This is a genomic window from Mesorhizobium sp. B263B2A (assembly GCF_020165775.1).
Classification (GTDB): Bacteria; Pseudomonadota; Alphaproteobacteria; order Rhizobiales; family Rhizobiaceae; genus Mesorhizobium; species Mesorhizobium opportunistum.
On sequence record NZ_JAIUIU010000001.1, the window covers coordinates 786,563 to 807,493 of the forward strand.

Annotated in this window: 14 protein-coding genes; 6 read left to right on the forward strand and 8 right to left on the reverse strand. The window is 63.4% G+C overall.

Annotated elements, in window-relative coordinates:
* Positions 1–233: 233 nt before the first annotated feature.
* Complete coding sequence (locus LB568_RS03830; protein WP_224729144.1) at positions 234–2,603, forward strand: DUF1989 domain-containing protein; 2,370 nt, start codon at positions 234–236, stop codon at positions 2,601–2,603.
* A 243-nt stretch (positions 2,604–2,846) separates the two neighbouring features.
* On the forward strand, positions 2,847–4,556 hold the full coding sequence (locus LB568_RS03835) for an APC family permease (RefSeq protein WP_224729146.1): 1,710 nt from the start codon (positions 2,847–2,849) through the stop codon (positions 4,554–4,556).
* A gap of 66 nt (positions 4,557–4,622) precedes the next feature.
* On the opposite strand, the gene LB568_RS03840 is transcribed toward LB568_RS03835, so the two are convergent.
* The 5 genes from LB568_RS03840 to LB568_RS03860 all read right to left on the reverse strand — a co-directional run bounded on the left by LB568_RS03840 (position 4,623) and on the right by LB568_RS03860 (position 13,189).
* Entirely contained in the window at positions 4,623–5,978 is a 1,356-nt protein-coding gene (locus LB568_RS03840) for an LLM class flavin-dependent oxidoreductase (protein ID WP_224729151.1), read from the reverse strand.
* 196 nt (positions 5,979–6,174) lie between these two features.
* On the reverse strand, positions 6,175–9,315 hold the full coding sequence (locus tag LB568_RS03845) for an efflux RND transporter permease subunit (protein ID WP_224729153.1): 3,141 nt from the start codon (positions 9,313–9,315) through the stop codon (positions 6,175–6,177).
* 238 nt (positions 9,316–9,553) lie between these two features.
* On the reverse strand, positions 9,554–10,696 hold the full coding sequence (locus tag LB568_RS03850) for an efflux RND transporter periplasmic adaptor subunit (protein WP_023764616.1): 1,143 nt from the start codon (positions 10,694–10,696) through the stop codon (positions 9,554–9,556).
* A gap of 54 nt (positions 10,697–10,750) precedes the next feature.
* Positions 10,751–11,359, reverse strand: a complete 609-nt coding sequence (locus LB568_RS03855) for a TetR family transcriptional regulator (protein ID WP_224729154.1) — start codon at positions 11,357–11,359, stop codon at positions 10,751–10,753.
* Positions 11,360–11,548: 189 nt separating this feature from the next.
* On the reverse strand, positions 11,549–13,189 hold the full coding sequence (locus tag LB568_RS03860; protein ID WP_224729155.1) for an acyl-CoA synthetase: 1,641 nt from the start codon (positions 13,187–13,189) through the stop codon (positions 11,549–11,551).
* Positions 13,190–13,375: 186 nt separating this feature from the next.
* Between LB568_RS03860 and LB568_RS03865 the strand changes: the two genes are divergently transcribed.
* The 4 genes from LB568_RS03865 (at position 13,376) to LB568_RS03880 (ending at position 17,074) form a co-directional block, all read left to right on the forward strand.
* Entirely contained in the window at positions 13,376–14,341 is a 966-nt protein-coding gene (locus LB568_RS03865; protein WP_013896796.1) for a sugar-binding transcriptional regulator, read from the forward strand.
* 88 nt (positions 14,342–14,429) lie between these two features.
* Complete coding sequence (locus LB568_RS03870) at positions 14,430–16,484, forward strand: bifunctional aldolase/short-chain dehydrogenase (protein ID WP_224729157.1); 2,055 nt, start codon at positions 14,430–14,432, stop codon at positions 16,482–16,484.
* A 57-nt stretch (positions 16,485–16,541) separates the two neighbouring features.
* On the forward strand, positions 16,542–16,799 hold the full coding sequence (locus tag LB568_RS03875) for a type II toxin-antitoxin system RelB/DinJ family antitoxin (RefSeq protein WP_224729158.1): 258 nt from the start codon (positions 16,542–16,544) through the stop codon (positions 16,797–16,799).
* Between the two features lie 2 nt (positions 16,800–16,801).
* Positions 16,802–17,074 (forward strand): type II toxin-antitoxin system YafQ family toxin, encoded by a 273-nt coding sequence (locus LB568_RS03880; protein ID WP_224729160.1) that lies wholly within the window; start codon positions 16,802–16,804, stop codon positions 17,072–17,074.
* Between the two features lie 77 nt (positions 17,075–17,151).
* On the opposite strand, the gene LB568_RS03885 is transcribed toward LB568_RS03880, so the two are convergent.
* From LB568_RS03885 to LB568_RS03895, 3 genes are all read right to left on the reverse strand, one after another.
* Entirely contained in the window at positions 17,152–18,204 is a 1,053-nt protein-coding gene (locus LB568_RS03885; protein ID WP_224729162.1) for a substrate-binding domain-containing protein, read from the reverse strand.
* Between the two features lie 49 nt (positions 18,205–18,253).
* Positions 18,254–19,249, reverse strand: coding sequence for an ABC transporter permease (locus tag LB568_RS03890; protein ID WP_140572718.1), 996 nt, complete (start codon positions 19,247–19,249; stop codon positions 18,254–18,256).
* An 82-nt stretch (positions 19,250–19,331) separates the two neighbouring features.
* Positions 19,332–20,843 carry a sugar ABC transporter ATP-binding protein gene (locus LB568_RS03895; RefSeq protein WP_224729164.1) on the reverse strand — a complete coding sequence of 504 codons (1,512 nt, stop codon included), beginning with the start codon at positions 20,841–20,843 and terminating at the stop codon, positions 19,332–19,334.
* Between the last annotated feature and the right edge of the window lie 88 nt (positions 20,844–20,931).

Below are 20,931 nucleotides of genomic sequence, written 5' to 3' on the forward strand. Positions count from 1 at the left end.
AGGTGGATCGGCGCGATAGCGCCGAGACGGATGAGGGGTGCTGCAGGGAACGCCAACGCCTCACTCCGCTGGAACACCCCTCATCCGTCGCCTTCGGCGACACCTTCTCCCGCAGGGGGAGAAGGGGGAGCTTTACGTCAGCTCCGCCTTGCCAAACGTGACGCCCCTGCTATTCTTACCGCTAAAATAATTTCACACACAGGCAAACTTGTTTCTCGAACCGCAAGGCTGAGATGAGCCAGTCGCCCTACCCCGCCATCGCCGCCGGACCGCCCAGGCCCAGCCTGATCCTGAGGCCGGGCCAGATCGCTCTGCCGCCGGGCATGGAACGCTATACGATCCAGGGCAATGGCGCGGTGCTCATCGACATCGAGGCCGGCGACACGATCAGCGTGCGCAATGTCGAAGGCGGGCAGGCTTGCGAGCTGCTAGCCTGGGACAGCACCGGCGCGACCGATGCTGGTATCCTCGGTGAAAAATCCAACAGCAATGCCGCCGGCATCAAGGCACTGCTGGCCGGGGGCGATGACAGCCTCGCCTCCCTGCGTCGCGGGCTCGAGCGCCGCCAGGTGCAGATTGATCAGCCCAAGGCGGTGCGCGTGTTCGGCGGCGCGACACCCGCAGGTACGGAGCAAGGTTTTGCCGTCGCCCGCGATGGTGCGTTGCTGATTGCCGCGCCCGGGGGGCCGATGCTGGTCGATGGCCACGACACGGCAACACCTCTCACCGTCATCGTGCGTCGCGCCACCATCCGCCCCGCAGCCCGATCACAGCTTGCCGATCCGCTCGCGGAGCCTGTGCTTGACCTTCGCGTCCATTCGGCGACGGCGGAATCCTACTTCGTCAAGGCCGGCGACTATCTGCAGATCATCGATGTCGACGGGCGCCAGTGCACCGACTTCCAGTGCTTTTCGGCGCGCAAGCTGGACAAGGGTCTCGACCATCCGCTCGACGTGACGACGACCCGCACGCTGATGGGCGCGAGCTATCCGATGCCCGGCCTGCATTCGAAATACTACGACCAGGACATGGAACCGCTGGTCGAAGTGGTGCAGGACACCTGTGGCCGGCACGACGCCTTCGCGCTCGCTTGCGCGGCCAAATATTACGACGATATCGGCTACCCCGGCCACACCAACTGCTCCGAGAATTTCAACCGCGCGCTGGCCGACAAGGGCGTCAATCCCCGCGCGGGCTGGATGGCGATCAACTTCTTCTTCAACACGGCGATCGACGCGCATGGCGTCATGGTGTCCGACGAGCCATGGTCGCGGCCCGGCGATTATGTCCTGCTCAGGGCGTTGACCGACATCGTCTGCGTCTCCTCCGCCTGCCCTGACGATACGACGCCGGCCAATGGCTGGGACCCGACCGACATCCACGTGCGGACCTATTCCGGCCAGCACAAATTCTCGCGAGCGATCGCCAGACGCATGACGCCCGATTCGGAACCCAAAATGACCCGCGAGACCGCCTTTCATTCGAGCTTCGCCAAGCACACCCGCGACTTCTCAGAATACAGGGGCTATTGGCTGGCCAATTCCTTCGCCAAGGAAGGGCCGATCGCCGAATACTGGGCCTGCCGCCAGGACGCGGTGATCATGGACCTGTCGCCGTTGCGCAAGTTCGAGGTCACCGGCCCTGACTCCGAAGCGCTGCTGCAATACACGCTGACCCGCGACGTCAAGAAACTCGGCGTCGGCCAGGTCGTCTATTCGGCGATGTGCTACGAGCATGGCGGCATGATCGACGACGGCACGCTGCTCAGGCTCGGCAAGGACAATTTCCGCTGGGTCGGGGGCGATGATCTGTCCGGCGAATGGCTGCGCGAGACGGCGAAAAAACTCGGCCTCAACGTGCTGGTGCGCTCGTCGACAGACCAGATGCACAATATCGCCGTGCAAGGGCCGAAGAGCCGCGACATCCTTCGTGAGGTGATCTGGACCTCGCCGCTGCAGCCGTCGATCGACGAACTGGAATGGTTCCGCTTCGCTGTCGCCCGCATCGGCGGCGGCAACGGCATTCCGGTCGTCGTCTCGCGCACCGGCTACACCGGCGAACTCGGCTACGAGATCTGGTGCCATCCGCGCGACGCCGAGAAAGTGTTCGACGCCATCTGGGAAGCCGGCCAGCCGCATGGGCTGAAACCGATGGGGCTGCAGGCGCTTGACATGGTGCGCATCGAGGCCGGGCTGATCTTCGCCGGTTACGAATTCTCGGACCAGACAGACCCCTTCGAGGCGGGCATCGGCTTTACCGTGCCGCTGAAGACTAAGACCGACGACTTCATCGGCCGCGAGGCGCTGATCCGGCGCAAGGAAAACCCGCAGAACAAACTGGTCGGGCTCGACATCGACAGCAATGTCGCGGTCGGCCATGGCGACTGCGTCCATGTCGGACGCGCCCAGATCGGCGTCGTCACGTCAGGCATGCGCTCGCCGGTGCTGAACAAGAACATCGCGCTGGCGCGGCTCGACGTCACCCACGCCGCTGTTGGTACGGAGGTCGAGATCGGCAAGCTCGACGGTCACGCCAAGAGGCTGCCGGCACATGTCGTTGCCTTCGCCCATTACGATCCGCAGAAGACCAGACCACGCTCCTGAGCATTGCAACCCTTGCCTTCTCCCCCTTGTGGGAGAAGGCAAGGGCCTGTTTCGCAAGCGTGATGTGCATGGCTTCACAAAACGCTTGACGTGAAAGCGCGCCGGATCAATCTTCACTCTTAAGAAAAAAATACGACTGAGTGGAAACACCGGAATCGTGCAAACATTGTGCCGGGGGAGCAAGCTTCGCAAAGCCGAGGCACCGCCGGCGGGGAACACTTACAAAAAGGGGAAGTCACTGACATGAGCACCATAAGCACGGTCCTGGACCAGCCTGCCGAAAGCAAGCTGCTCAGGCATATCGACTGGCGCGGCGCCTTCTGGGTGGCGAGCGGCGTTCCGGCGCTGGTCCTGTTTTCGATCGGCGGCATCGCCGGCACGACCGGGACGCTGGCCTTCCTGATCTGGACGGTGTCCATGATCATGGGCTTCCTGCAATCCTTCACCTATGCCGAGATTGCCGGCCTGTTCCCGAACAAGTCGGGCGGCGCCTCGATCTACGGCGCCACGGCCTGGCTGCGCTATTCCAAGTTCATCGCGCCGCTGTCGGTATGGTGCAACTGGTTCGCCTGGTCGCCGGTGCTGTCGCTCGGCTGCTCGATCGCCGCCGCCTATATCCTCAACGCGCTGGCGCCGGTGCCGCTGTTCACCGAGACCTCGGCGGAAGTCGTCGCCTATATCGCAGCGCATGCCGGAACGGCACCCGCTGACGCCGTCACCGCGGTGCCCCCCGCCGCGACGCCCGCAATTCGCAACTGGACGCTGTACAGCCACACGCTCGGCCCGGTCTCCTTTACCTTCAATGGTACCTTCTTTATCGGCGCGGTGCTGATGCTGATCATCTTCTCGATCCAGCATCGCGGCATCCTGGGTACCGCCAATGTGCAGAAGTATATCGGCCTGCTGGTCATCGTCCCGATGCTCATCGTCGGCGTCGTGCCGATCTTCACCGGGCAGATCAACTGGGCCAACTTCTCGCCGCTGGTGCCGCTGGCGGCCGCCTACGCGCCCGAGCCCGGCGCGTGGAATATCGCCGGCTGGACGCTGGTGCTGGGCGGCATGTTCATCGCCGCCTGGTCGACCTACGGTTTCGAGACCGCCGTCTGCTACACTTCCGAGTTCAAGAACCCGGGCACCGACACGTTCAAGGCCATCTTCTATTCCGGCCTTTTGTGCATGCTTCTGTTCATCCTGGTACCATTCACCTTCCAGGGCGTGCTGGGCTTGAACGGCATGCTGGCGACGCCGATCGTCGACGGCTCCGGCGTGGCCGACGCGCTGGCCGGCATGGTCGGTGGTGGCGCGCTGATCCACAGCCTGTTGGTGATGCTGATGATCCTGGCGCTGGTGCTGTGCATCATGACGGCGATGGCTGGCTCCTCGCGCACGCTCTACCAGGGCTCGGTCGATGGCTGGCTGCCGCGCTATCTCAGCCACGTCAACGAGCACGGCGCGCCGACGCGAGCCATGTGGACCGATCTCGTCTTCAACGTGATCGTGCTGGCGATCGCCTCGGCCGACGCGACGAGCTTCTTCTTCATCCTCGCCGTGTCGAACTGCGGCTACATCATCTTCAACTTCCTCAACCTCAATGCCGGCTGGATCCACCGCATCGACAACGGCCATATCGCGCGCCCCTGGAAGGCGCCGAGTTGGCTGCTGGGGATCGGGGCAATCTTCGCCTACGTCAACGCGATCTTCATGGGCGCCGGCGCCAAGGTGTGGAACCCGATGGCGCTGTGGGCCGGTCTGATCACCGCGGCATTGATCATCCCGGTTTTCTGCTTCCGCCACTACATCCAGGACGGCGGCAAGTTCCCCGACCACATGCTGGCCGATCTCGGCATGAGTTCGGCCGATCTCAAGGTCAGGAAAGCGGGCATGCTGCCCTATTTGACGCTGGTCGCAGGCGTGGTGGTAATGCTTCTCGCCAACTGGTGGTTCGTCATCTGACGCGCTGACTTGACGTGAAACGGGCGCGCTCCGGCGCGCCCATTTCATTTCGACCCCCAGCTGACGTCAGCTGGCCCTGCGGACCGCGGCTTTCGTGCCCTCGAAGAACTGGTTGGACGGCCGCTTCAAACCGAGATTCTCGCGCAGCGTCGATCCCTCATACTCGCGCCTGAAAATGCCGCGCCGCTGCAACTCGGGCACCACCTTCTCGACGAAATCGTCGAGCCCGGCGGGCAGATAGGGAAACATGATGTTGAAGCCGTCCGACCCCTCGGCGACCAGCCATTCCTCCATCTCGTCGGCAATGGTTTGCGGCGTGCCGACGAAGGCAAGGCCGGAATAACCACCCAGTCTTTGGGCAAGCTGCCGCACGGTCAGGTTTTCCGTGCGTGCCAGCTCGATGACGCGTTCGCGACCGCTTCTGCTCGCGTTGGTCTCGGGAATTTCGGGCAGGGCTGCGTCGGGATCGAAGCCGGATGCATCATGCCCGAGAGCGATCGACAGCGAGGCGATGCCGCTCTCGTAATAGACCAGACTGTCAAGTTTGGCGCGCTTGTCCCGCGCTTCCTCGACGCTGTCGCCAACGATGACGAAGGCGCCGGGCAGGATCTTGATGTCGTCGCGCGAGCGGCCGAGTTTTTCCGCCCGGCTTTTGACATCGGCAAAGAAGCGCTGCCCCGTGGGGAGATCACTATGCGCGGCGAAAATCACCTCGGCCGTCTCGGCGGCCAGCTGCCGCCCCGCTTCCGACGCGCCGGCCTGCACGATGACCGGCCAGCCTTGCGCCGGGCGGGCTATGTTGAGCGGCCCCCGCACCGAAAGATGTTCGCCCTTGTGATCCAGCACATGCAGCCGCGCCGGATCGAAATAGAGCCCGCTGTCGGCGTCGCGGATGAAAGCGTCGTCGGCAAAACTGTCCCACAGGCCGGTCACGACATCGTAGAATTCCCGTGCCCGGTGATAGCGCTCGTCATGCTCGACGTGGTCGTCCAGCCCGAAATTCAGCGCCGCATCGGGGTTGGACGTGGTGACGATGTTCCAGCCGGCGCGCCCGCCGCTGATGTGGTCCAGCGAGGCGAAGCGGCGGGCGATGTGATAGGGCGCGTCGAAGGTGGTCGACGCCGTGGCCACCAGACCGATATGGTCGGTGACAGCGGCCAGCGCCGACAGCAGCGTGAACGGTTCGAATGAGGTCACCGTGTGGCTGCGCCGCAGCGCTTCTATCGGCATGTTGAGCACGGCCAGATGGTCGGCCATGAAGAAGGCGTCGAACTTCGCCGCCTCCAGCGTCTGCGCGAAGCGCTTCAGATGCGCGAAGTTGAAATTGGCGTCGGGATAGGCTCCCGGATAGCGCCAGGCGCCGGTGTGCAGACTGACAGGGCGCATGAAGGCGCCGAGCCGCAATTGCCGTTTTTCCGCCATGGGAAGACATCCTGATGATGAGGAGCGCTGCCGCTCCGGTGTCGCTCAGGATGGGACCGCTTCACGGCCCTGGGAAGGAATTCTGTTTTGCGAAACCCTTGCCGGAGAGCATTTTTGATCGGCGCGGCGGACCAGCCGTCACGCCGGATCATCCGCCATCGGCCAATGCGATGACGGATGATGCGATGTGACCGCTCTATTCGGCTGCCAGCGCGAGTTGCGGCCTCTCCGGCTGTTCCGTCATGGCTGCTTCGGCGGCATCCACATCACGCTTCTTGGGCTCGCGGCCGAAGAACAGGGCGTAGCCCGCGGGCAGCACCAGGATGGTCAGCACGGTGGCAACAAGGATGCCGCCCATCATGGCGTAGGCGAGCGGGCCCCAGAACACGCCACGCGAGATCGGGATCAGCGCCAGCACCGCAGTCATCGCCGTCAGCACGATCGGCCGGAAGCGGCGCACGGCCGAGCCGATGATCGCCTCCGAGCGTTCCATGCCCCTCGCGATGTCCTGATCGATCTGGTCGACCAGGATGATCGAGTTGCGCATGATGATGCCGAGCAGCGCGATGACGCCCAGGATGGCGACGAAGCCGAACGGCGCGCCACTGATCAGCAATGCCGCGGCAGCGCCGATGATGCCGAGCGGACCTGTGGCCAGCACCAGCATCGCCTTGCCGAAGTTCTGCAGCTGGATCATCAACAGCACGACGATAACGGCCAGCATGATCGGCGCCTTGGCGGCGATGGAAGCCTGGCTTTCCGCCGAATCCTCCGCACCGCCCTGGATTTCGATCTTGTAACCGGGCGCCAGACCCGCACGCAGATCCTTCATGTCATTGTACATCTTGGTGACGACGTCGTTGGACTGCACGCCATCGGGCAACGTGGCGCGCACGCTGATGGTCGGCAAGCGGTCGCGGCGCCATTCGATGCCTTGCTCCAGCACCGGCACCACCTTGGCCACCTGCGACAGCGGCACGAAGCCACCGAAGTCGGTCGGGATGTAGACCGAATCGACCGAGGACAGCAGGCTGCGGCTCGCGTCCGGTTCGCGGGCCACGATGGACACCGTCTCCTCGCCGTCACGGAAGTCGTCGAGCGGCGCGCCGGACATCGATGCCTGCAGCATCTGGCGGATGCGCTGCGAGGTGACACCGAGCGCGCGGGCGCGATCCTGGTCGATGACCAGCTTCATGGCCGGCACGGGTTCGAGCCAATCGTCATGAACGGCGCCGAGCAGCGGGTTCTCCTGGAATTTCGCCTTCACCTGGTCGGCGATGCGGCGCACCTCCTGTCGATCCGGACCCATGACGCGCATCTGCACCGGCCAGCCGGTCGGCGGGCCGAGGAACAGGCGGTCGACCTTGGCGCGGATCGAGGGGAAGTCCTGGGCCAGGACGGTGCGGAGCTTGACGATCAGCCGCTCGCGCGCCGGCTCGTCATTGGCCATCACCAGCATCTGGGCGAAGTTCGGATTGCTGAGCTGCTGGTCGAGCGGCAGGAAGAAGCGCGGGGCGCCCTCGCCGATATAGGTGGCGATGAAGCGCTTGTCCTTGTCGTCCATCATCTTGGCCTCGAGCGCCTTGGCCTGCGTCTCGACCTCCTTGATGCTGGTGCCTTCCGGCAACCACAGGTCGACGAGGATTTCCGGCCGCGACGATTGCGGGAAGAAATTCTGCGGAATGAACTGGAATGCCCACAGGCTGGTGGCGAAAGTCACCAGCGTCATGACAAGCACGATGATGCGATGGCGTACCGCCCAGCCGACGGTCGAACGAAGCCGGCGGTAGAAGCGCGTGTCGAAGGCATCGTGATGGCTGCCGGCATGCTGGCGCTGCTTGAGGATCATATAGCCGAGCCACGGCGTGAAATAGACCGCGACAAACCACGACACGACCAGTGCGATGCCGACGACATAGAACAGGGTGCGCACATATTCGCCGGCAGTGGAGGCAGCGAAACCGACCGGGATGAAGCCGGCGGTGGTGATCAGCGTGCCGGTCAGCATCGGGAATGCGGTCGAGGAATAGGCGAAGCTCGCCGCCTCGATCTTGACCAGCCCCTCCTCCAGCTTTCGCTCCATCATCTCGACGACGATCATGGCGTCGTCGACCAGCAGGCCGAGTGCAATGATCAGGGCGCCGAGCGAGATACGCTGCAGGTCGATGCCAAGCTCGTACATGATGGCGAAGGTCGCGGCCAGAACCAGCGGAATGGCAATCGCGATGACCAGCCCTGAGCGCCAGCCGATCGACAGGAACGAGACGACAAGCACGATCAGCAGCGCTTCGCCAAGCGCATGCATGAACTCGCTGACGGCATCCGTGACGACGCCCGGCTGGTCGGAAATCTGGTCGACCGAGACGCCATAGGGCAGCGCTTCCTCGAAGCGCTTGTAGGTTGCCTCGACGTCCTTGCCGACATCGGTGACCTTGAAGCCCTTGGCCATGACGACGCCAAGCTGCACGCTGTCGTGACCGTTGAAGCGGTACTTGCGCTGGTACGGGTCCTGGAGCCCCGAGGTGACGCTGGCGATGTCGCCGAGCCGGGTGACCTGGCCACCGGCGCGCAGGCGCAATTCGCGGATGTCGGCGGCCTTGGTGACGTCGCCTTCGACCGAGATGCGCACCGAATTGACGCCGGTGTCGATGGAGCCGGCCGGATCGACATTGTTCTGGCCCTTGATCGCGTTCTGCAGGTCGGTCAGCGTCAGGCCGCGTTCGGCCAGCGCCTTGGACGAGACGTCGATGTAGAGCTTTTCAGGCTGGTCGCCGATGATGACGGCCTTCTCGACGCCGGGCGTCGTCAAAAGCATGTCCCGCGCCTGGATGGCGAATTTCTTCAGCTCGGGATAGGAGAACCCGTCGCCGCTGATCGAATGCAGCGTGATGAAGGTGTCACCGAACTCGTCGTTGAAATAGGGGCCGAGCAGTCCCTGCGGAAGGTCGCCTGATATGTCGCCGACCTTCTTGCGCACCTGATAGAAGGCATCCGTCACCTCGGCGGTATTTGTGTCGCCCTTGATCTGCACCGTGATGATGGCGCTGCCGGCGCGGGTGAAGGAGCGGACGAAGTCGAGATGCGGCGTCTCCTGCAGCTTACGCTCGATCTTGTTGACGACCTGGTCTTCCATCTCCTGGATCGAGGAGCCCGGCCAGATCGCCTGCACGACCATGACGCGGAAGGTGAAGTCGGGATCTTCCTTCTGTCCCATGCGCATCAGGCCGAGCCCGCCGGCGATGATGATCAGGCCGAACAGGAACCGCGCGATCGAAGGATGGCCGATGGCCCAGCGCGAAAGGTTGAAGGGCCGCTTTTCTTCAGTGGAGGTCGTCATCGGTGCTGGTCCACTTTGCTTGGTTGGCGCCTGGTGCCGCGAAAGCGCGGCACACAAAACGAAATCATCTGCGTTCGATAATGGCTTCCGGGCGGCGAGGCTTTCCGAGCGGAGAGACACTCATCGCGGTGGGACGCGAAGGTCGATGCGGGGGTACATCGGCCTAGACGTCTCGACCTTCGGGCGCACGCCGCCCGGAAACCTGTGGCCGCGGAACGCGCGGCCGATCTGTTTGTCGTCAGCGCAGCCGACTGGCGTCATCACCGTCGGCGGAGGCGGACTGCTGCGCCACCCCGCCGGCAAGTTTCACCTTCAGGTTCTCGGTCATGAACTGCGTGCCGGCGGCAACGACGACGTCGCCAGGCTTCAGTCCCTCCGCCACACGCACGCCATCGGCGGCGAACTCGGCAACCTTGATCGAGCGGGCATGCACGGTGTCGGCGCCACGATCGACGGTCCAGACGATCGACTGGCTGTCCTTCTGCGCCAGCGCGCTCAATGGGATCGAGACGAGCTGCTTTTCGTTGGCCGCCGACGCCTCGATGTTGGCGGTCATGCCGAGAAGCACGCGCGGGTCGTTGGGCAGGCTGACGCGGACGGCAAAGGTACGCGACTGCGGGTCGGCGCTGCCGGCGACTTCGCGGACCTTGCCCTCTAGCGCCAGCGTATTGTCGGACCAGAAACCGGCCTTGACTGGTTTGCCCGGCTTGAATTCGGCGATTTCCATTTCCGGCACCGCAATCAGCACTTCCTTCTCGCCGTCAACGGCGACGGTAACGACAGGCGTGCCGGAACCGACCACCTGGCCGACATCGGCGTTGACCGATGTGACGATGCCCTCCCTGTCGGCCTTGAGGTCGGTATAGCCGACCTGGTTCTTGGCCTGATCAAGCGTCGAGCGCGCGGAGTCACGCGTGGCGACCGCTTGATCGTAGGTCAGTGTCGCCTGTTCGAGCTGCGACTTCGGCGCGAAGTTCTTGGTAAAAAGCTGTTGGGCACGCTTGCGGGCGAGGTCGACGGTCTCGACCTGCCGCTCGGCGGCATCGAGCGCGGCCTGCGCGCTCTTGACCGAAAGGTCGTAGTCGGAAGGATCGATGCGGGCGAGCACATCGCCCGGCGCCACATGCTGGCCGATGTCGACGAGACGCTCAGTGATCTTGCCGTTGATCCGGAAAGCCAGGGCGCTCTCGGTGCGGGCCCGCACCGAGCCGGAATAGGAGAGCATGCGGGTGTCATGCGCCTGCGCGATCTCGACGACCTTGACCGGGCGGATGATATCCTTGACTTCGGCTTTCTCCTGCGAGCAGCCGGCGAGCCCGAGAGTGGCGGCGATCAGGCCGGCAACTGGCAGCTTGCGAAGGATGGAACTGGACAACGACATCTTGGAACTCCGACTGGAGATGAGTGGTCGACACCGGCGCCCGGCGGGCGGCGGCTATTTTTTCAAGGCTTTGATCGCGTAATCGATAAGGTCGTCGGGCATCGCCCGGTTGGTCTTGGCAAGGCACTGCGCCACCATCTGCGGATGGCACAGGATGACCGTGGCGGCGCCGAAGCAGCGCGACGCGATCACCGGATCCTGATTAGCGAACTCGCCGGCTTCGATGCCCTCGCGGATCACCTCCGCGAACAGGTCGTGGATGCTGTCGATGTGCTTGTCGATGACACCCCAGTCGCGCTCGAGGGCGACGATGACCATCTCGTGCACCTTCTGGTCGTCGAGCATGACTTCCATAGTCATCTTGTACTGTGCGTGCACATAACGCCGCAGCCGTTCCTCGGCGCTGATCGGCAGGTGGCATATCTCGTAAGCCATCTTGTAGCTGGCGCCGAGCATGCGGCCGCAGACGGCCTGGTGGATTTCGACCTTGGAGGCGAAGAAACGATAGATGTTGGCCGGCGACATACCGAGTTCGCGAGCAATGTCGGCGACGTTGGTCTTGCCATAACCATAGTGCCGGAACAGGCGTTCGGCGCAGTCGAGAATGCGCGTCACATTCTCCTGTCTGGCGGCATCGGCCGTGATGTTGGCAGCTTCGGACATGGCTCTCTGTTGATTTACGAGTGATGAATTTCAATTTTCGTCACTCGTAAATTGAAAAGAAGGAGGTGTCAACACGAAATCGACGTACACGTACAAAATAGTGACAGATGGTGACATCCAACAGACGCGACGAGGCGGCCAAAGGATGCGGGCACCCGAAATAATTTTTGGAGGAGGTCCTTCTGGACGTCAGGCGATCTTAGCCATTTCCCGCAGTCGGAATTTCTGGATCTTGCCGGTCGAGGTCTTGGGGATTTCCGCGAAGATCACCGCCTTCGGCACCTTGAAGCGGGCAAGCAGCCCTCGGCAATGCTCGATGATCTCGGCCTCTGTCGCCGACTTGCCCGGTTTCAGTTCGACATAGGCGATGGGCACCTCGCCCCATTTGTCGTCTGCCTTGGCCACCACGCCGCACGAGGCAACGGATGGATGCTTGTAGAGCGCATCCTCGACCTCGATCGAGGAAATGTTCTCGCCGCCCGAGATGATGATGTCCTTGGAGCGATCCTTGAGCTGGATATAGCCGTCGGGATGCATGACGCCGAGATCGCCGGAGTGGAACCAGCCGCCGGCGAAGGCTTCGTCGCTCGCCTTGCGGTTCTTCAAATAGCCCTTCATGACGATGTTGCCGCGGAACATGACCTCGCCGATGGTTTCGCCGTCGGCCGGCGTCATCCGCATCGTCTCGGGATCCATGACGGTCAGGCCCTCAAGTGCTGCATAGCGCACGCCCTGCCGTGCCTTCTTGGCGCTGCGCTCGCCCCTTGCTAGACCGTCCCATTCGCCATGCCATTCATTGACGACCGCCGGGCCGTAGGTCTCGGTCAGGCCGTAGAGATGGGTGACGGCAAAGCCGGCATCGGCCATGCCCGACAGCACGGCTTCGGGTGGCGGCGCGGCCGCGGTGTTGAAGGTGACGGTCTGCGCGAAGGTGCGCTTGTCCTCGTCGCGGGCATTGATCAGTACCGACATGACCACCGGCGCGCCGCAGAGATGGGTGACGCCATGATCGGCGATGGCGTCGTAGATCGGCTTCGGCCGCACCCAGCGCAGGCAGACATGGGTGCCGGCCTGCACGGCCAGAGTCCAGGGGAAGCACCAGCCATTGCAGTGGAACATCGGCAGCGTCCAGAGATAGACGGCATGCTTGGCCATGCCGGCATGGATGGTGTTGGTGTAGGCCATCAGGGCGGCACCGCGATGATGATAGACGACACCCTTGGGATTGCCTGTCGTTCCGGACGTGTAATTGAGTGAGATGGCATCCCATTCATCATCGGGCATCGACCAGGCGAAATCCCCATCACCGCCAGCGACAAGATCCTCGTAGTCGAGCGCGCCGATGCGTTCGCCCTTCGGATAGGGTGCGTCGGCGGCATAATCGGGATCGTCGTAGTCGATGACCAGCGGCTTGACCTTGGCCAGTTCCAAGGCCTGCCTGACGACGCCAGAGAATTCGCGGTCGACGATGAGCACCTTCGTCTCGGCATGGTCGAGCTGGAAGGCGATCACAGCGGCATCAAGGCGCGTGTTCAGCGAATGCAGCACCGCCTTGGTCATCGGCACGCCGAAATGCGCCTCCAGCATCGGCGGCGTATTCGACAGCATGACGGTGACGGTATCGCCCTTGCCGATGCCGCGCTTCTGCAGCGCCGAGGCGAGCTTCAGCGAGCGGCGCCAGAAATCGCGATAGCTGATGCGCTGGCGGCCATGGATGATGGCGATGTGGTCGGGATAGGTTTTCGCCGCGCGCTCCAGATAGGTGAGCGGCGTCAATGGCTGATGGTTGGCCGCGTTCTTGTCGAGATCCTGTTCGTAAGGATTGCCCATCCCGTTCTCCCCTTTTATCGAAGACTTCTAACCACAGGCTAGGCCCGCGTCACCACCAAGGATGCCACGTTAGAGCCCATTTGGCACAATGATCATCCAGATTCAGGGGCCGAGCAGGTATCCTGTACCTTCGCTTTGGTTTGACTTTTGTCGAGAGCCGTGAATAATGTCAGCCGAGGAGACGGCATGGCAATCCGACCGGCAGAACAGCTCATTCATAAGGCCGCCTGGCTCTACTATGCGCATGGCCTTCGACAGGACCAGGTTGCGAGCCAGCTTAACATTTCCCGTGCCTCGGTGGCCATGTACCTGCGCAAGGCGCGCGAGACCGGCATCGTCAACATCTCGACCTCGACGCAGTTGTTCACCGACGACGTGATGGCGCGCAAGCTCGAGGATGCGCTGGGGCTCGATGCCGTGTGGATCGCGCCGGAGAACGGCCATATCCCGGACCCCTCGACCGACATCGCCGTGCTGGCGGCGAGCGTCTTTCTCGAACTGGTCAAGAAGGGCGACCGCATCGGTGTCGCCTGGGGCCGCACCGTCTACACGATCGCCGACATCATGTCCTATGCCGACCTGCAGGACGTCACCGTGGTGCAGCTCTGCGGCAATCTCGGCGCGCCTTATTCCTACCGGCCCGACCAGTGCACGATGGAAATCGCGCGGCGGCTCAACGCCAAGGGCCTCAATTTCTACGCGCCGCTGGTGCTGTCGACGGAAGAGCTGGCGCGCGCGCTGCGGGCCGAACCGGTGATCCGTGAGCAACTGTCGGGAATCAGGGATTGCGACCTGGCGCTCTACTCGGTCGGCGCGGTCGATGCCGACAGCCATCTGGTCAAATGCGGCGCGCTGACATCGGGCGAGATGGCGGAGCTGCGCGGCCAAGGTGCAGCCGGGGTCATTGCCGGACAGATCATCGACGCCGGAGGCAAGGTGCTCGACTGCAGCTATAACCGCCGGGTGATCTCGGCCGAACTTGCCTCGCTGCGCGCCATCGCCAGGCGGCTGATGGTGGTGCAGGAGGACAGCAAGTTCGAACCGCTGCTCGCGGCGATCACCGGGGGGCTTTGCACGCATCTGGTGGTCGGCGCTCATATGGCGCAGCGGCTTCTCGATCATGCCGGAGCGGCGCTACAAAAAGCATCCTGAGAAAGCAACCCTTCGCCGGCGCATTGTCATCAGGGCGTCGCGGCATTCCTGTTTCACCATCCAAAGACAGCAACTGGACGAACCGAACATGAAGAATTTGTGGAACGACGACACGGCCGAGAAACTCGTTGCCGACTATGCCAAGAAGGGCGTCGGCCGCGACCTCGCACTGCGCGTCTACACGACGCGGCTTTTGGGCGGTGTGCCGCAGTTGGTCCTGCATGGCGGCGGCAACACCTCCTGCAAGACCACGGCTACGGACCTCGTCGGCGATGAATGGGACGTGCTGTGCGTCAAGGGCAGCGGCTGGGACATGGCGGTCATCGAGCCCCAGGGCCTGCCGGCGGTCAAGATGGGTGCCCTGCTCAAGGCCCGCGCACTGGAAAAGCTCTCCGACGAGAACATGGTCGCGCTGCAGCGGGCGAACCTGATCGACCCCGCCTCGCCCAACCCATCGGTCGAGACGCTGCTGCATGCCTTCCTGCCGCACAAATTCGTCGACCACACCCATTCGACCGCCATCCTGGCCATCGTCGACCAGGAAGACTCGAAGCCGCTGGTGAAGACGGTGTTCGGGAGCAAGATGGGCTACGTGCCCTACATCATGCCCGGCTTCGATCTCGCCAAGGCGGCAGCCGACGTTTTCGACGCCGACCCGGCGGTCGAGGGCCTGATCCTCGACAAGCATGGCATCTTCACCTTCGGCGACGATGCCAAGCAGGCCTACGACCGGATGATCCACTATGTGAATGTCGCAGAGGATTATGTGGCCAAGCACGCCAAGCCGAAGGCGGCAAAGGCCGCACTGCCGGCAAGGCTCGCGACGCCGGCTTCCATCGCGCCGATGCTGCGCGGCGCTGTTGCGTTTGCGCGCGGCGAAGGCCGCTTCGACCGCATGATCTCCGACTTCCGCACATCGGACGCGATCGTCGATTTCATCAATTCGGCCGAGATCGCCGACTATGCGGGACGCGGCGTGTCGACGCCCGATCTGTCGATCCGCATCAAGACCGGGCCGATGGCGGTGCCGGCGCCCGATGCCGACAAGGCCGACGACTACAAGGCCGTCATCAAGAGCCATGTCGACGCCTTCGCCAAGGGTTACCGCGCCTATTTCGAGACCAATGACGCGCTCGACGACGTCAAGCGCACCATGCTCGACCCGATGCCGCGGCTGACGCTGGTGCCGGGGCTCGGCATGTTCGGCCATGGCCGCACGCTGAAGGATGCCAGGATTGCGTCGGACGTCGGCGAGATGTGGATCGAGGCGGTGCGAGGCGCCGAAGCGGTCGGCCGCTTCCATCCGCTGTCCAAGGCCGACCTGTTCCCGCTCGAATACTGGTCGCTGGAACAGGCCAAGCTCGCCTCCAACAAGCCGAAGCCACTGACCGGCCAGGTGGTGCTGATCACCGGCGGCGCCGGCGCGATCGGCGCGGCGACGGCAAAACTGTTCGCCGACAATGGCGCCCATGCCGTCGTCGTCGATCTCGATGGCGACAAGGCCGCCGACGCGGCGAAGAAGGCCGGTAACAATTCGATCGGTGTGGCCGCCGATATCACCGACCCAAGCCAAGTCCGTGCCGCCTTCGACAAGGCGGTCGCGGTGTTCGGCGGTGTCGACATCCTGGTCTCCAATGCGGGCGCCGCCTGGGAAGGCCGGATCGGGGAGCTTGACGATGCGCTGTTGCGCAAAAGCTTCGAGCTGAACTTCTTCGCCCACCAGTCGGTGGCGCAGAACGCCGTGCGCATCCTGCTCGAACAGGGCACCGGCGGCGTGCTTCTGTTCAATACTTCCAAGCAGGCGGTCAATCCGGGCCCGAAGTTCGGCGCCTATGGCGTGCCGAAGGCAGCGACGTTGTTCCTGTCCAGGCAGTATGCGCTCGACTACGGCGCCCACGGCATCCGCTCGAACGCCGTCAACGCCGACCGCATCCGCTCGGGGCTTTTGACCGATGCCATGATCGCCAGCCGCTCGGGCGCGCGCGGCGTGTCGGAGAAGGAATACATGTCCGGCAATTTGCTCGGCCAGGAAGTGACGGCGCAGGACGTGGCGCAAGCCTTCCTGCACCACGCGCTGGCCGAACGCACCACCGCCGACGTGACGACCGTCGACGGCGGCAACATAGCGGCGGCCATGCGGTAGGCTTGTAACAACTGCACATTGTAGCTACATTGTGGCTCAAGGTAACGGAGACACGATATGGCTACAGATGCAGTGGTCCGCGCTCGGATCGACACCGCGACCAAGGATCAGGCGACGGAAGCTTTGGCGGCTATGGGCCTGTCGGTCTCCGACGCCATTCGCCTGCTTCTGGTGCGCGTGGCCGCGGACAAGGAATTTCCCTTCCCGGTGAAAGTGCCTAACGCCACCACGCGGAAGGCTATGGCGGAGTTGGAGAAAGGCAAGGGCAAGCGCTTCGCCTCGGCTGATGAATTGTTCAAGGATCTGGGGATCTAACCATGCCAGCGGCCATTCACTCCGGGCAATTTCGCCGGGATGTGAAGCGTATGGAAAAGCGTGGCAAGAACCTTGGGAAATTGCGCGATCTGCTGGGCCTGCTGATCGCCGGGCATGAACTGCCGGCGACATATAAGGATCATCCTCTGAAAGGCGACTGGAAAGGCTTTCGAGACGCGCATATCGAACCGGACTGGCTCCTGATCTACCGCGTTGTCGGCGACGAATTGCAGCTTGCCCGTACCGGCTCGCACTCCGACCTATTCAACGAGTGAATTCTGCGGGATGCCGCCCACAGCGATCTGCTGCGGGCGACTCTCGTACCATCCTACAAGCCGTAAAGTGACGAACCTTACTTCGCGTTGGGGTTCGGCATCCAGGCGGGCATCGCGACATCGGCATGGGCGAACTGCGGCAGCTTGGCCGACAGGTCTTCCATGTTCTTGATGTCCTTGTCGACCAGCTCCTTCTGCGTGATCAGCGTCGGCGGCACGATGACGTTGTGGCCGGGATCCTCACCGGCGAGCAGCTGCGCCAGCGCGCGCACCGAAACCTGGCCGACGACGGCCGGGTTGGTGGCGGCGGTCGCCGCCCAGGCGCTGTCGGGCTCGCGCATCGCTGCAATGTCGGAGGTCGAGATGTCGGCCGAATAGATCTTGATGCCCTTGTTCAGGCCGGCTTCGTCGACGGCGATTTTCACGCCCTTGGCGAATTCGTCATAGGGGGCGAACATCACCTTGATGTCGGGGTGAGCCGACAGCACCGAGCGCGCCTGGTTGGCGACGGAGTTGGCGATCGGGTTGTCGAGCGTGCCGAACATCGCGACTTCCTTTATGCCGGCATATTTCTTCTTGACGTCGACCCAGGTCTCGTTGCGGCGGTCTAGCGGCGCGATGCCGGCGACATAGACGTAACCGGCATTCCAGCTCTCGCCATTGTCCTTGACCGCCTGTTCAAGTGCCAGGCGCGCCAGATCCTTGTCGGACTGCTCGATCTGCGGGATCTTGGGGTTTTCGACATTGACGTCGAAGGCCACCACCTTGATGCCGGCGTCAACCGCACGCTGCGCGGCGTCCTTCATCGATTCCGTCAGGCCGTGCTGGATGATGATGCCCTGAACGCCAAGCGCGATGGCCTGGTCGACCATATCCGATTGAAGCGCTGCATCCTGGCGGCTGTCGAGGACGCGCAGGTCGATGCCGAGCGCCTTCGACTGTGCCTCGACGCCCGAAAGATAGGCCTGGAAGAAGTCGCCGGTCGAGAGGTAGCGCACCAGCGCGATCTTGACGCCGGGCTTGTCGAACGGTGCCGGCTTGTCCGCGGCCAGCGCCGGGACCTGCATCAGCATGGTTGCGCCGGCGAGCCCGAGCGCCATTTTCCCCAGAAGTCTTCTTGTGATGTTCACCTTGTTTTCCTCCACTCTTGTTGAACCCAAAATCCTGCCCGGTCGAAAATTACCCCCTGCCCCTGCCCGACAGGGCAAAGGTGAAGACAAGGGCGACGACCAGAACCACGCCCTTGACGAAATCCTGCGTGTAATAAGGCGCGTTCATCATCGTCAGGCCTTGCAGCAAGATGCCGACGAACAGCGCGCCCACGGCAGTGCCGAAGGCGTTCGGCTTGGCGGCGCCGAGCACCGCGTAGCCGATCAGCGCCGCGGCAACCGCATCGAGCAGCAGATTATTACCCGAGGCGATGTCGCCGCGTCCAAGCCGGGCGGCGAGCAAAATGCCGCCGATCGAGGCAAAAACTCCTGAAATAACGTAGGCCCAGATCTTGTATGCCTTGACAGGCGCGCCGGCGAGTTCGGCGGCGCGCTCGTTGGAGCCGACCGCATACATCATGCGGCCGAAACGGGTGTATTCGAGGAAGAACCAGATCAGCACAGCGAGCACCAGCAGCACGACCACCGACACCGGAATGAGGTTCGGGATGAAGAAATCGAAGCGGTGGCGGCCGAGCGCCAGGAAGGCGTCGGAGAATTTGCCGTTGGCGACCGAGCCATCGGGCATGGTCATGCCGGTGGCGATCGAGCGGCCCTCCGTCGGGATGCGCTGCAGGCCGACGAGCAGGAACATCATGCCGAGCGTCGCCAACAGATCGGGCACGCGCATATAGACGATCAGCCAGCCATTGATCAGGCCGACAATGGCGCCGATGAGCAGGCAGACGACGACCGCGACGACCGCGTTCTGCTCCAGCACCACCATGACATAGGCGGCAGCCATCATGGCCGACGTGGCGACCGAACCGATCGAGAGATCAAAGCCGCCGACGACCAGCGTGGCCGTGACGCCGAGCGCCAGCACGCCAGTGATAGCGACCGACTGGAAGATGAAGACGGCACTTTGCGGTGAGACGAACCCGTCGGCCGCGATCGCGAAATAGGCGACCAGCCCGAACAGGAGGACGATGAATCCGTAACGGATGGCGGAGTCGCGAAGCGTCATTCAGCGCTTCCCCGCGCGGCGGCCATCTTCACCCAACTCGAACTCATGGTCTCTCCATTCCAATTCCCATTCGCCGCCACATTCATGCCGCGCTGTGCAGCGGCCCGCCGGCGACCTCGGCCAGCAGGCGATCGAGATCGACATCGGCGTTGCGGTGTTCGCCGACGATTGCGTGCTCCGACATCACCAGGATGCGATCGGCAGTCTCCAGCGCCTCGTCGATTTCGGTGACGAACAAAAGCGTCGCGCGGCCATTGGCGCTGGCTCTCAGCTTGGCGGCGATATCGCGCCTGGCCGAAATGTCGACCCCTTGGAACGGCTCATCGAGGATAAACAGCGTCGCTTCCTGCGCCATCCAGCGGGCGACCATCACCTTCTGCTGGTTGCCGCCGGACAGTGCCGACATCTCGTCCTTCTCGGAGCGGCAGACGATGCCCAGCTCCTCGATCTGCCGGCGCGCGGTGGCGCGTTCGCGGCGGCGCTTGAGCACGCTGAAGTTCGACATGCGCTTCAGGAACGGCAGGCTGATATTGCGCTCGATGTTGAAGCCGCCGACGATGCCGCTGGTGGCGCGGTCCTTGGCGACGAGGAACACGCCAGCGGCAATCGCTTCGCCAGCCGAGCGCGGCATATAGGGCTTGCCGTTCATCGTCATGGTGCCGGCGAGCAGCTTGCGTACACCGAACAGCGTTTCGGCAAGTGCCGTCTTGCCGACACCGACGAGACCGGTGATGGCAACGACCTCGCCATCGCCAAGCGTCAGCGAGATTGGCCTGGCGCCGTGCGCGATGCGAAGATTTTCGACCGTCAGAACCGGCTTAGCTGAACTCCTGGCAACGATCTGGTCGAGGCGGATCTTGCGGCCGAGCATGGCGTTGACGGCGCCTTCATAGTCGAGCGGCTTGGTGTCGAAGGCGCCCGAGACGATGCCATCGCGCATCGAGACGATGCGGTCGGCCAGCCGCCGGATGTCCGACATGCGGTGCGAGATATAGAGGATCGCCACGCCTTGCTCGCGCAGCCTGTCGACCAGCGCGAACAGCCGGTCGGCCTCGGCGCTGGAGAGCGACGAGGTCGGCTCGTCGAGGATCAGCACTTTCGGCTGGTGCGCCAGGGCGCGCGCAATCGCCACCATCTGGCGATCGGCCAGCGAAAGATCGTTGACCCGCGCCTTCAAATCGATGGCCAATCCCATGCGGTCGGCAACCGCCTTGGCCTCGCGGCGGACGCGGACCGGATTGAACAGGGTCGGTACGCCCCGGCCGCTCAGCCTGTCGAGCGTCAGGTTGGTGGCGACATCAAGGTCGGCGACCACGCCGTCGTTGATGTTCTGGTGCACGGTGACGACGCCGGCGCGGATCGCTTCGGCCGGCGTGTTCGGCGCGAAATCCTGGCCGGCCAGCGTCATGGTGCCGCCGCCATTTTCATAGACACCGCTGACGATCTTGACGAGGGTTGATTTACCGGCGCCGTTGGCGCCCATCAGCACGGTCACTTCACCGGCATGCAGGTCCAGCGAGACGCCACCAAGCACCTCGTTGCGGCCAAAGGATTTCCTCAGTCCCTCTACGCGGAACACGGCACTGCCGACCATGCGTTCCTCCCTGACCGTGACGCTATGGTCTACGTCGGCAATTGTCAACACGATTGACAATTGCCAGACAGCTTCCTAGCTTGGCCCA